Origin of the sequence: Pseudomonas sp. SL4(2022), assembly GCF_026625725.1 — a bacterium.
Lineage (GTDB): Bacteria > Pseudomonadota > Gammaproteobacteria > Pseudomonadales > Pseudomonadaceae > Aquipseudomonas.
In genome coordinates this window covers 889,695-901,891 of sequence record NZ_CP113060.1, presented here as the reverse complement: position 1 = coordinate 901,891, position 12,197 = coordinate 889,695, and the positions used below count along the sequence as shown (strand labels likewise).

Genomic DNA, 12,197 nt, shown 5'->3' with positions numbered 1-12,197 from the left:
CAAAAACGCCGCAATTAAGCGGCGTTTGAATAGTTGCTTAATCCCGGACGTAAATGATTTCCGGGCCGTCATCGGCATCTTCTTCATCCCAGAAGCTGTCATCTTCCTCGACGTCATCCACTGCACGCACACCCGATCGACGCAGCGCGCGCTTGTCATCCAGCGCCTGCAACTGAGCGCGCGCTTCGTCTTCGATGCGCGTGTCCAGTTCGGCCAGTTCAGCAGCGTATTCCGGGTTTTCCTGGATGCGCTCAGCACGCGCCTCAAGGAAGTCCATGATGTCATAACAGAGCTTTTCAGTGCCCTGGCGGGCGAGGGCGGAAATAACATAAACCGGCCCCATCCACTCGATGCGCGCAACGATTTCTGCAATCCGTGCTTCCTGCTCTTCATCGAGGATCTGGTCAGCCTTGTTCAGCACCAGCCAGCGCTCACGCTCGGCCAGTGCCGGGCTGAACTTGGTCAGCTCGGCGATAATGGTGGCTGCCGACTCGGCCGGATCGGTCAGGTCCAATGGCGCCATGTCGACCAGATGCAGCAGCAAACGCGTACGCGACAGATGCTTGAGGAAACGAATCCCCAGCCCTGCGCCATCGGATGCCCCTTCAATCAGCCCCGGAATGTCAGCGATGACAAAGTTCTTGTAGCGATCCACGCTGACCACACCCAGGTTCGGCACCAGAGTGGTGAATGGGTAGTCCGCCACTTTCGGCTTGGCCGCCGAGACCGAGCGGATAAAGGTGCTCTTGCCGGCATTTGGCAGACCCAGCAGGCCGACATCGGCCAGCACCTTCAACTCCAGCTTGAGATCACGTGCCTCGCCCGGTTTGCCTGGCGTGGTTTGCCGCGGCGCTCGGTTGGTACTGGACTTGAAGCGGGTATTGCCCAGGCCGTGCCAACCACCCTGCGCCACCAGCAGGCGCTGGCCGGCGCGAGTCAGGTCGCCAATCACTTCCTGGGTACTGGCATCAATCACCGTAGTGCCAATCGGCACCGGCAGGATCAGGTCCTCACCCTTGGCGCCCGTGCAGTCGGTGCTGCCGCCCTTCTCGCCATTCTGCGCCTGGAAGCGACGGGTATAGCGGTAATCGACCAAGGTATTGAAGTTCTCGACAGCCTCGATGTACACCGAGCCACCGTCGCCACCATCCCCGCCGTTAGGGCCACCTTTCTCGATGAACTTTTCCCGCCGAAAAGCCATCATGCCGTTACCGCCGTCGCCAGCCTTTACATAAATCGATACTTCATCGACGAATTTCATTTCTACGCCTCCCGCTATCACGCGGGTCATCTAAACCGAGAAACACTAGGTTCTTGCAAAATTGACCTGCATTCAAATCGAACGCTAACACCCAGGACAGTTTGGCAAGAACCCCAAGAATACCGAAACAAAAAACGCCCGGAGCGTTTTCTGACGTCACGCGCAACGATCCGCCGGATAGCCACCATGGATGGCGAACCAATAAAAAAGCCCCGTCACAAGGACGGGGCTTTCCCAGCAGTCGCGCAATTAAGCCGCAACGACGCTCACGTAACGGCGATTGAACTCGCCCTTTACTTCAAACTTGATCACGCCTTCGATTTTCGCGAAGAGGGTGTGATCTTTACCCATGCCAACGCCGTAACCAGCGTGGAATTGGGTGCCGCGCTGACGCACGATGATGTTGCCTGCTTTGATAGCCTGGCCGCCATACATCTTCACGCCAAGTCGTTTGGCTTCTGAGTCGCGACCGTTGCGGGTACTACCGCCAGCTTTTTTGTGTGCCATGAGTTCAATACTCCTATAAAGGGATCAGACCGAAACGAATCAGGCCTGGATACCGGTGATTTTGATCTCGGTGTACCACTGACGGTGGCCCTGGCGCTTCATGTGGTGCTTACGACGGCGGAACTTGATGATGGTGACCTTGTCGTGACGACCTTGAGCGATCACTTCAGCAACAACCTTGGCACCTTCAACAACCGGCGCGCCGATTTTAACGTCGTCGCCATTGCCGACCAGCAGAACACGGTCAAACGTCACGGCTGCGCCAGTGGCCAGCTCGAGTTTTTCGACCTTGAGGAATTCGCCTTCGGTGACTTTGTATTGCTTGCCACCAGTAACAATTACTGCGTACATGGTAAATCTCCGTTAATCCTGCTCACCCAGCGCTTTATAGGTGTAAGTGTCGGCTGGCATGGCTGCTTGGGGCCGGAAGGACACCCTTGCAATTGCGTAAGGCAGGGAAATACCCAGGGGGAAGTTCAGGGTGCGCGATTGTACGCAAGCTGATCGAGCGGCGCAAGGGCTCCAGCCACTTGCCTTGACAGCCCCCAGCCTGCCCCCTAGCATGCCGCGCATCCCATGAGTAGCAGGTGTAAGCGATGCAACCCCAGGCTTTCTATCGCGTGGTGGCGGATGACTTCACCGCTGTCGACGGTATCATCCGCGCCCAGTTGGTGTCGCGCGTACCGCTGGTAGAAAAGATCGGCGACTATATTATCTCCGCAGGTGGCAAACGCCTGCGTCCATTGCTGGTTTTGCTCAGTGGTAAAGCTCTGGGGGTTGAAGGTGACAACCTGCGCCTGCTGGCCGCCACTATTGAGTTTTTGCACACCGCCACCTTGCTGCACGACGATGTAGTCGACATGTCCGACATGCGCCGTGGCCGCAGCACAGCCAACGCTCAGTGGGGCAATGCACCGAGCGTACTGGTCGGCGACTTTCTGTATTCGCGCTCGTTTGAAATGATGGTCGAGTTGGGCTCCATGCCCGTGATGCAGATCCTCTCGAAAGCCACTCGTGTAATTGCCGAGGGCGAAGTGCTGCAGTTGTCGAAGATTCGCGACGCCAGCACCACCGAAGAAACTTATATGGACGTCATCCGTGGCAAGACGGCCATGCTCTTCGAGGCCTCGACCCATAGCGCTGCTGCCCTTGCCGGTGCTAACGCGCAGCAGACCGAAGCCTTGCGTACTTTCGGCGATCACCTGGGCGTAGCCTTCCAGTTGGTCGATGACCTGCTCGACTACCGTGGTGACGCCAGCACCCTGGGCAAGAACGTTGGCGACGATCTGGCCGAGGGCAAGCCGACGCTGCCGCTGATTTACACCATGCGCGAAGGCACGCCCGAGCAGGCGGCGCTGGTACGCCAGGCAATCCAGAAAGGCGGCATCGAGGACCTGGAAAGCATTCGCAATGCCGTTGAAGCCGCCGGCGCGCTGGACTACACCGCCCAACTGGCCCGAAATTATGTTGAGCGCGCAGTCGCTTGCCTGGATGTTTTGCCCGCCAGTGCATACCGCGACGCGCTGGTCGAACTCAGCCGCTTTGCCGTCGCCCGCACGCACTAAGCGGGTTGGTCTGTTGTCAGAAGCCCGTCCTTGTGACGGGCTTTTTTGTGCCTGCAGGCTCGGCCTTCGTAGTTCTCACTGGCAAGGAAAAAGCCGGCTTGTAGTCGGTTTTTTTGCTATCTAATTTATTGATTTTATTTGTTTTAAATCTTGGTGAGCTTTATGGCCCCCTCCATTTGTTCCCCCCCCCTGGCATGTGTTGCGTGCCAGGGTGCTCTGTTGTGACTGTCGCTTCTGGCCGGTCGTGATTAACCGTGTGGGGGCGCAACGACCGTCCAGTTCACATCCGTCACATACGCATAGCCGGTCATTATTTCAACGCCTTGGTCTTTGGTAAGCGCCATTTAGCCGTTTTGGTTACTGGCGAGCACCTTCGCGTTGTCGCCAATATGGCTGTATGCCGATAGCAAAACGCATTAATGCTTGACGCTATTTTGGCTGCATACGCCTCGTTGGCGTCGAGCTGCACGGTGTAGGTTATAAGGGGGCGTCTGAGCAGTTCAGGAGAGTCGTACGCCAAGGTTTTGGGCTAGTCCTGCTGAGCATGAGGCGTGTGGTGATTGCCACGATCTACTGCTGAAGCCGCATGGCAACATGCCCAATACGGTGTCGGCCTTTACTTGAAGTAACCCCGTGGCGTGGTGCCGGTCATGGCCTTGAAGAAGGCGATTAACACACTGTCGCTTGCGAAACCCAGCTCAAAGGCGCAGTAGGCAATGCTGCGTCCGGTAGCGAGCAGCTCAATGGCGCGTATCAGCCGCCATTGTTGGCGCCATTGTTGGTAACCCATGCCGGTTTCCCGTAGAAAAATGCGGCCGATGGTTTTGCCGCTGGCGCCCACCTGTTGTTGCAGCTCTTGCAGCTCAGGGGGCAGTTGTTCGAGGTTATTCAGTAACGGCGCCAAGCGCTTGTCTCTGGGCAGTGGCAGACGTGTCGGTTGTTCGCGGGCCTCGTTGATCTCGCTGAGGCAGAGCCCCAGTAAATGCGCATATTTACCTTGATCCCAATCGGTGTCGAAAGGGGCCATTGCCATGGCTTCCAACACCGCCCGGAGCAATCCGCTGACTTCTATTACCCGTACTTGGGCCGGCAACTGCTTGGCCAGCATCGGGCACAAATACACCGAACGGTAGTCGACGGCCTGTTGCATCACCGCACGGTGTGGCACTCCGCTAGGGATCCACGCTGCCCGAGTCGGAGGTAACAGGCACAGCTGGTGGGCCAGGCTGATGCGTGTGCAACCCTGTTGGGTAAACAGTAACTGGCCGCGTTGGTGTTGGTGAATCCCTGAATCATGATCGCCAAGCAGGGCGCCGATACCTATGACCGGACACTTGAACGTGTCTGGGTCGAAATCCGCATCGGCAGCTAGCCAGGCCATAGGTTGTCCGATTTTAGCGATAACTTGTCGAAGTTTGGATAATACGCCGATGGCCGCTACTTAAAATACTCCTCGTTTCTTTAGGAGTCCTTTTCTATGAGTCTGAAAAATCTACTGGTGCTGGCGGTGGCGTTGCTGATGTTTCCGCAAATTGCCCAAACGCTCTACAGCCCCGCACTCTCGGATATCGGCCAAGTATTTGCTGTGAGTCCCCAAACAGCGGGGCAAGTTCTTTCCGTGTATTTTCTCGCATTCGCCCTGGGCGTGGTGGTATGGGGGCGGTTGTGCGACCGCTTTGGACGGCGTCCGATAATGTTGTCGGGGCTTGCCCTATACGGCGGGGCTTCCTGCCTTGCATTGAGCGTCAGCACCTTTGGTGGGTTGCTCATAGCTCAGATATTGGCCGCTTTCGGTGCGGCAGTGGGGTCGGTGGTGACGCAAACGGTTCTGCGTGATCGCTTCAGCGGCGCTGAACTGGCCCAGGTGTTTTCGGTAATGGGCATTGCCCTGGCGGCTAGCCCTGCGATTGGCTTATACACTGGGGCAAGCCTGGTTCACTACTTTGGCTATCGCGGCATGCTCACCTGCCTGCTGTTGCTAGCGCTGGCGTTGTGGGTTTGGTGCCTCTGGGTCTTGCCTGAAACCCGTCCAGCCACGCTACCTACTGCGCCTTTGTTTGGCACTCTGCGCCTGATGCTCAAGGACTGGGCATTGTTGCGCTCGGTCGGGTTGGTGGCAGTATTTAACATTGCGCTGTTCAGTTATTACAGCCTTGGACCGTTCATCTTCGAGCGGCTGGGTTTGTCCGCCGAACAGTTCGGCTACAGTGGTGTTTTACTGGCGCTGGGGTCTGGGTTGGGGGCGTGGCTGAACAAAGGGTTGCTCAAGCGCGGAGTGAACAGTGAACAACTGGTCCTAGCTGCTGGTGCCGTGGCGTTGTTGGGCAGCATTCTGGTTATAGTGCTGCAGGACCGCTGGTTGTTCGTTCTGCCGATGTTGTTGATGGTGGTGGCTTTCGGCATGGCTATTCCCAATGTGCTCGGGGCGGCGCTGATTGCTTATCGCGACCGCCTTGGCACAGCAGGCGCACTGTTTGGCTTGTTGTATTACGTGGTGATCGGCGCCGGCTTGACTCTGGCTGCCTGGGGGCAGGCGCTGGGCCTTACACTGTTGGTCTGTGCCTTGACGGCGTTATTGCTAGGGTTTACACGCCCGTCAACGGCTATCAAAAATTGATCGAAGTACCGAGCTGTGGCGTTAACGGCGGCACCCTCAACATCAAACACGTCCGCGCTCACGGCGATGAAGTTCTGCGCCTCATTATGAGAATGATTATGCGAGTTTGTGGGTTGAACTGTGGGTTGCAGACTGCTTCTGATTTTTAATTCTTATTTTCGGGGGGCATAGGCAATAAAAAAGCCGGCTTGTGGCCGGCTTTTTTATGCCTAAATACCTTTAAAAATAGGGTGGTTTGAAAATAGATCCATCTTGTCCCCCCATTTGTTCCCCCATGTGGTCAGCGAGTGAGTGCTGTGCTCTCTCATATTCTGTCGGTGGACAGGTAAGGGTGGTGGCAGGGCAAAATTTTCACAGCATCCCAAAACAAGACGGAGTGCAACAGAAATGAAGCTATGAGGAGGTATTCGATGTATGGCTATTTATACAGTATTATGGGTGGTCTAAGCGGACTGGTTACCCCATCCAGTCTGGGATAATATTGGTGCCTATGATCATATTAAGCCCTAACCAACGCCCCCAATTCTCGGGTCACGAGACCTTTCCCCTTCGTCAGCTTTGGCTACGCAAAGCCTATGATGCCGTTGCCTATTTTAGGAATCTAGGACTCCCTGCGCCTAAGACCGTATTTTCGGAAGACTCTGCCATAGCCCGATTCGGGGTAGGCAAAAATATGGTTACGTCCATTAGATTTTGGGCGACAGCGTGTCGCATTATCGAAGAGTCAGATGGCGGCTTTGTGCCAACTGAGTTAGCAGACATGCTATTTGACCCTGAAAGTGGTTTAGATCCATTCGCTGAGCAATCAGCCACAACATGGCTAATGCATTGGTTTCTCGCAAGCAATCCAGAAAAAACCACTACATGGTATTTCATTTATAACCATGTGGTACAGCAGGTGTTTAAGCGGGAAAGCGTTGTAGATGCTTTGTCCGGAATGATTTCTGAACATAATTTACGTATTTCACTTGCAACTCTGAAAAGGGATGTTGAGTGTTGTATTAGAAGTTATGTCCCAAGGCTTGGCGGGGATTCACCAGAGGAAATGAGTGAGCCGCTTCTTGGTGAGCTTGGTTTAATTCAGCAAAATACGAAAGATAGTTTTGAGTTTCGACGTGGAGCCAAACGCTCGTTACCCGATGGAGTATTCGCGTATGCCTTACTCGATTATTGGGAAAATTTGGGTCAGTCAGGGTCAGTCATGGCCTTTGATCGTGTCGCTCACGACTATGGCTCTCCTGGTCGAGTGTTCAAGTTGGACGAGCATGCCGTAGCTGATCGATTGATGGGGCTAGAGCAGCTAAGTAAAGGGCAGCTGATGTGGACAGAACAAGCTGGTATCCGGCAGGTTATTCGCCAAGGTAGTGCCTTAAACGACATTAAAAGAGCTAAGAACGCATTTTTGAAGGCCGCCTATGCCAAAGGTTAAGCAGAATTTAGAGCTGAATAGTAAAAAATTGTCAGAGGTTGTCAAAATATCTAGACAGTTTCTTCGCTCTGTTCGCTTGGATGCGGATCTAGATCGTGATGATGCTTTGTCTGGGTACGTATGCCAGGGTACCGCGCGCGCTCTATTGGAAAATATGGCGCGTCAGATAACTGAAACAAGTCAAAGGGCGTTCACTTGGACCGGTCCATATGGCGGAGGGAAGTCCTCTCTTGCGCTTATGCTTTGCTCGCTAGTCGGAACTAATAAGAGACTTCGAGAGAAAGCAAAAAATATTTTAGATTTACCCTTAGATAGTGTTGTCTATAAAGCATTTGATGCGCGCGAAGAAGGTTGGATTGTAGTACCTGTCGTTGGAAAGAGAGCTAGTTTTGTTAGTGAGTTATCTAATGCGTTAGCTAAGGCGAAGGGAGAGTTGCCTTCTAAGAAAAAGACGCATGACATAGTTGGGGAGTTGATTTCTGTAGCGGAGTCGCATCCTCAGGGTGTTCTTGTGGTCATTGACGAGCTAGGGAAGTTGCTAGAGGCCGCCGCGCAAGACGGTGATGATATTTATATATTTCAAGAACTTGCTGAGGCCGCAAGTCGAAGTAATGGAAAACTTGTTATTGTAGGTATTTTGCATCAGGCTTTTGATGCATATGCCTCCCGGCTTGGGCGGCAGTCTCAGGATGATTGGGCAAAAGTCCAAGGGCGGTTTATCGATATTCCATTAGTTTCAGCAACCGATGAGGTTGTTGAGCTTATTGGTAAGGCTATTGTAGTTTCAACGTCGGATCATCTAGTTGAGGCTCGCTCTCAGGCAGATGTAGTTGCTAAGTCTATAAAGTCTAGAAGACCAAGTGCTCCTCAAGGAATCGGGGCTGCGCTGGTGAAGTGTTGGCCTTTGCATCCCATTACAGCTGCTTTATTAGGGCCTATATCTAAACGGCGCTTTGGTCAAAATGAGAGAAGTACGTTTGGGTTTTTAGCTTCAAGAGAGCCATTGGGCTTTCTTGAGTTTTTAGAGGGGGTTAGTAGTTCTGATAATCTGACGTACGGGCCGGCGCATTATTGGGACTACCTTAAGGCAAATCTAGAGCCTGCGATAATGGCCTCACCAGATGGTCATCGTTGGGCTGTTGCGTGTGATGCTGTAGAGCGAGCAGAGGCAAAAGGAGAGGCTATACATGTTGAGCTTACTAAAGTCGTAGCTCTAATTGAAATGTTCCGGAATGGGTCAGGGATTGTTCCGGAAGAAAAAGTGCTTTTTGTTTCTATACCCAAGGCGTCTATTACAGATATACACAAAACTCTCGGAAACTTGGTAAATTGGAAGATTTTAATTGAGCGAAAGCATCTAGGTGCATATGGAGTGTATGCGGGGAGTGATTTTGATATCGAGGCGGCGGTAAATCAAGCCAGATATGAAATAGGAACTTACGCGCTTTCCCAGGTTTCTGCATTAAGTGATTTGCAGCCAATACTTGCCAAGCGACTTTATCAAGAAACTGGAACAATGCGATGGTTTAGTCGACAGATAATGCGTTTATCTGAAGCGGCTGAGCACTTAAAGAAACTGAAGCCCGAAAGAAATAGTGTGGGTGTTTTTCTTCTGTGTCTGCCTGAGGTTGGGCAAACAGGCCAGGCTGCAGATGCGCAGGCAAAAAAACTTAGCGTAGAGTATAGCGGAAGTGCATTTCTGTTTGGTGTTCCTGCAAATGCAGAGAAGATTGCAGATCTAAGCCTCGAATTGGCAGCTTCTGAGCGGGTCATGCGTACGCGACCTGAGTTAGAGGGCGATTCTGTAGCTAAGCGCGAATTGACGGGCCGCGTAGCTGCAATTAAATCCTCTCTTGAAGAAGAGCTGGCTGACGCTTTTAGTTTATCGAAGTGGTATCACAATGGTGTAACGCAATCTAGAGCTAAAGTCGGTTCGCTCTCTGTAATGGCATCTACGATTGCAAAAGACATATTCTTCAAAAGTCCCCGAATATTGAGTGAGTTAATAAATCGAGAGGTTCTTTCGAGTAATTCAAGTAAGGCTCGTAAGGATCTTTTGTACAGGATGATTGCCCACTCCTCTGAGCCAAATTTAGGTTATCAAGGACATCCTGCTGATGCGGGTCTTTACTACACTGTTCTACAGACTACCGGTATACATGCAGAGAGAGCTGATTGTTGGGCATTTGGGGAGCCAGCGGCTGACTGTAAGCGTGACGACATAAATCGTTTGTGGTGGGATACCGAGTCTTATCTTTTACAGGCCAAGCGAAAGGTTACATTGGCTGATCTATATGGCTTTTGGGGGGCTCCACCATATGGTATCAGGTCTGGTCTTATGCCTGTTTTGGCCTTGGCCTTCTTTTTAGCTAATCGTTCTGCTCTCGCAATGTATATCGATGACGGGTTTACTCCAGATATCACTGAGGCAGCAATCGATGAATGGTTGCAAGACCCAAAAAGAATTAGGTTTCAGTTTGTCGAAGCATCTAAAGACAAAGTCAAACTTGTCTCTGCAATTGCTGAAACGGTCTCTGTTTTCTCTCAGAACGGAGCTGTTGTTGAGCCTTTAGATGCTGCTCGTGGTCTGGTAAGCATGGTAGTTAACTTACCTGCATGGACAAGACGAACAGCTTCAGTATCTCAAATGGCTCAAGATGTTAGAGCCATGCTTTTGAAGGCTAATGATCCGCACAAGGTTATTTTTGCAGACTTGCCTACAGTTCTTGGTACCCAAGACTCAGATGATCTTATATCTAAGCTGAGGCATGTAACTGACGAGCTATTTTCTGCCTATCCAGCTATGTTGGAGCGAGTTAAAGAAAAATTGTTTTCTGCGCTCGACCACTCGGGACGCAGTATTGAAGAGCTACAGCGGCGAGCAGCTGGGGTAAAAGGAATTACCGGTGATTTCCTACTTGATGCGTTCGCTACACGGCTAGAAACTTTTTCTGATGACGCGACAAGTATTGAAAAAATTATAAGCCTTGCAACCAGTAAGCCTCCTGCTCAATGGGTGGATCGTGACATTGATGCTGCTCTTTCGCAAATCGGCTCGTGGTCGATAGAGATAAGAAAAGAGGAAGCGATGGCACCGCTTCATGGTAGGCCTGCGTCGCGTAGAGTCATTGGCGTGGTATTTGGCGCGAAGCATGGTTTGGATGCCACAGGTTCTGTTGATATTGCAGAAAGCGATGTTGTTGCTGTTGATAACGTTGTCAAGCGGCTGCTTGCAATGGCTCAAAGTGAGAATCGAGATATTGTAATCGCTGCCTTAGCTGAAGCCGGAGCACTTCTTATGAGTCAACGGGTTCAGGAGGAGTCTTAATGAAAGAACATCATGTTCTTGGGTTGTCCGGTGGGAAGGATAGTGCTGCTCTTGCGGTATATATGAGTCAACATTACCCGGACTTGAATATCCAATATTTTTTTACGGATACAGGTAAAGAACTTCCCGAAGTATATGAGTTTTTAGGAAGGCTAGAGGGTTTTTTAGGGAAGCCAATCGAGCGGCTTAATCCTCACAGAGATTTTGATTTCTGGCTTCGTCAGTACAATAATTTTTTACCTTCACCCAATACACGTTGGTGTACTCGTAAATTAAAACTAGATCCTTTCAAGCAGTGGATTCATCCTTGGCTTAAATCTGGTGATAGAGTTATTAGCTATGTAGCTATTCGAGCTGACGAAGAGCATCGTGAAGGTATGATAGCCAGAGAAGATAACTTGGTCGTCAAATTGCCATTTAGAGAGGGCGGTATTGATAAGCCCGGTGTTATTGATATTTTAGAAGCGTCTGGATTGGGTTTGCCAAAGTATTATGATTGGCGTTCTCGGAGTGGGTGTACCTTCTGCTTTTTTCAACAAAAAATAGAGTGGGTGAATCTGAAGCAAAATCATCCTGACCGTTTTGAAGAAGCAAAAGAATATGAAAAGTGTGCTGTAAACAGTGGCTCCCCCTTTACTTGGAGTCAGGGCGAATCACTAGTTGATCTAGAGCGTCCTGAGCGTATAGCACAAATTATTTCCGACTTTAATATTCGTAAAGAGCGTGAGCGATTAAGACGCAAGCCGAATCCTCTTCGGGAACTTTCCGAAGGGCCTGTTGATATTGATGACCTCTTTTTCCTAGAAGAGGGCGGCGGGGCCTGTTTAGTATGTCACAAGTGAATGGCGACGTACGTCGATATGGTTGGCGTGAGCTGAGTACTGCCCCTGAAGAGTCGGGTGTCTATGCCTGGTATGCAAGGCTTTTGATAAGTTCAGCTGATCTAAATGATTTTACGGAAAATGTATCTCGGTTGAGTGCCGAGGGCATCGATCCCCGGTCTTATGTTGGTGAGGCACTAGAGAGGCTAATATTTCGACGTTATCATGAAGATAATTATCAAGTCACTGTATCTGGCCCATTAAAGCCAAGATACGTTGGTGAGGCTGCTCATCAGGTATCGTTGTCACAAAGTTTGATTGAGCGATTATGCCTTGATCCATCAAGATTGGGGGTTATTGCAGAAACATTGTCAGTTGCTGCTCCCGCATTTACTGCTCCTCTTTATATTGGTATGGCGACCTCCATACGGGAGCGGTTGATGAAACACAAAGCGCTCATTGAAAAACTCAGGGACGCGAAAAGTCGTAAGGCTGCTGATGAAATGACTGATGGAGATGCCGGTTTTGCGCGTCAAATTGTTGCGAGGCAGTTTGATCCCACCAATCTTTTTGTCCATGTTCGACTGGTTAAGTCAATTAGCAACGAGCATGTTGATATTGAAAATGTTTTAAATAGAATTAATTTCCCAATTTTCGGAAGGAATTGAA

At 51.1% G+C, this 12,197-nt stretch carries 10 protein-coding genes; 6 read left to right on the top strand and 4 right to left on the bottom strand.

The window, feature by feature from the left end; translation table 11 throughout:
* Positions 1–37: 37 nt before the first annotated feature.
* The 3 genes from cgtA to rplU form a co-directional block, all read right to left on the bottom strand.
* On the bottom strand, positions 38–1,261 hold the full coding sequence (cgtA, locus tag OU997_RS04290; protein ID WP_267809195.1) for an Obg family GTPase CgtA: 1,224 nt from the start codon (positions 1,259–1,261) through the stop codon (positions 38–40).
* Between the two features lie 249 nt (positions 1,262–1,510).
* Positions 1,511–1,768, bottom strand: coding sequence for a 50S ribosomal protein L27 (rpmA, locus tag OU997_RS04285; RefSeq protein ID WP_108487972.1), 258 nt, complete (start codon positions 1,766–1,768; stop codon positions 1,511–1,513).
* Positions 1,769–1,807: 39 nt separating this feature from the next.
* Positions 1,808–2,119 (bottom strand): 50S ribosomal protein L21, encoded by a 312-nt coding sequence (gene rplU / locus OU997_RS04280; protein WP_108487971.1) that lies wholly within the window; start codon positions 2,117–2,119, stop codon positions 1,808–1,810.
* A 245-nt stretch (positions 2,120–2,364) separates the two neighbouring features.
* On the opposite strand from rplU, the gene OU997_RS04275 reads away from it, so the two are divergent.
* Complete coding sequence (locus OU997_RS04275) at positions 2,365–3,333, top strand: polyprenyl synthetase family protein (protein WP_108487970.1); 969 nt, start codon at positions 2,365–2,367, stop codon at positions 3,331–3,333.
* Between the two features lie 616 nt (positions 3,334–3,949).
* On the opposite strand, the gene OU997_RS04270 is transcribed toward OU997_RS04275, so the two are convergent.
* On the bottom strand, positions 3,950–4,714 hold the full coding sequence (locus tag OU997_RS04270) for an AraC family transcriptional regulator (protein WP_267809194.1): 765 nt from the start codon (positions 4,712–4,714) through the stop codon (positions 3,950–3,952).
* Positions 4,715–4,810: 96 nt separating this feature from the next.
* Between OU997_RS04270 and OU997_RS04265 the strand changes: the two genes are divergently transcribed.
* The 5 genes from OU997_RS04265 to OU997_RS04245 all read left to right on the top strand — a co-directional run bounded on the left by OU997_RS04265 (position 4,811) and on the right by OU997_RS04245 (position 12,196).
* Entirely contained in the window at positions 4,811–5,950 is a 1,140-nt protein-coding gene (locus OU997_RS04265) for an MFS transporter (RefSeq protein ID WP_267809193.1), read from the top strand.
* Between the two features lie 490 nt (positions 5,951–6,440).
* A complete protein-coding gene (locus OU997_RS04260) occupies positions 6,441–7,379 on the top strand; it encodes a DUF4007 family protein (protein ID WP_267809857.1) in 939 nt (312 codons plus the stop codon).
* Positions 7,366–10,707: an ATP-binding protein gene (locus OU997_RS04255; RefSeq protein ID WP_267809192.1), complete on the top strand. Its 3,342-nt coding sequence runs from the start codon at positions 7,366–7,368 to the stop codon at positions 10,705–10,707. Before OU997_RS04260 ends, OU997_RS04255 begins: the two co-directional genes overlap by 14 nt.
* Positions 10,707–11,549, top strand: a complete 843-nt coding sequence (locus OU997_RS04250; RefSeq protein ID WP_267809190.1) for a phosphoadenosine phosphosulfate reductase family protein — start codon at positions 10,707–10,709, stop codon at positions 11,547–11,549. The genes OU997_RS04255 and OU997_RS04250 overlap by 1 nt, the downstream gene beginning before the upstream one ends.
* On the top strand, positions 11,537–12,196 hold the full coding sequence (locus tag OU997_RS04245) for a hypothetical protein (protein ID WP_267809189.1): 660 nt from the start codon (positions 11,537–11,539) through the stop codon (positions 12,194–12,196). The genes OU997_RS04250 and OU997_RS04245 overlap by 13 nt, the downstream gene beginning before the upstream one ends.
* Position 12,197 lies beyond the last annotated feature (1 nt).

Excerpts from the sequence above, each read along its gene's own strand:
- OU997_RS04245 (WP_267809189.1), top strand. The coding sequence starts at position 11,537 with ATGTCACAAGTGAATGGCGACGTACGTCGATATGGTTGGCGTGAGCTG.
- OU997_RS04265 (WP_267809193.1), top strand. The coding sequence starts at position 4,811 with ATGAGTCTGAAAAATCTACTGGTGCTGGCGGTGGCGTTGCTGATGTTT.
- cgtA (WP_267809195.1), bottom strand. The coding sequence starts at position 1,261 with ATGAAATTCGTCGATGAAGTATCGATTTATGTAAAGGCTGGCGACGGC.
- OU997_RS04270 (WP_267809194.1), bottom strand. The coding sequence starts at position 4,714 with ATGGCCTGGCTAGCTGCCGATGCGGATTTCGACCCAGACACGTTCAAG.
- rplU (WP_108487971.1), bottom strand. The coding sequence starts at position 2,119 with ATGTACGCAGTAATTGTTACTGGTGGCAAGCAATACAAAGTCACCGAA.
- OU997_RS04255 (WP_267809192.1), top strand. The coding sequence starts at position 7,366 with ATGCCAAAGGTTAAGCAGAATTTAGAGCTGAATAGTAAAAAATTGTCA.
- OU997_RS04260 (WP_267809857.1), top strand. The coding sequence starts at position 6,441 with ATGATCATATTAAGCCCTAACCAACGCCCCCAATTCTCGGGTCACGAG.
- rpmA (WP_108487972.1), bottom strand. The coding sequence starts at position 1,768 with ATGGCACACAAAAAAGCTGGCGGTAGTACCCGCAACGGTCGCGACTCA.
- OU997_RS04275 (WP_108487970.1), top strand. The coding sequence starts at position 2,365 with ATGCAACCCCAGGCTTTCTATCGCGTGGTGGCGGATGACTTCACCGCT.
- OU997_RS04250 (WP_267809190.1), top strand. The coding sequence starts at position 10,707 with ATGAAAGAACATCATGTTCTTGGGTTGTCCGGTGGGAAGGATAGTGCT.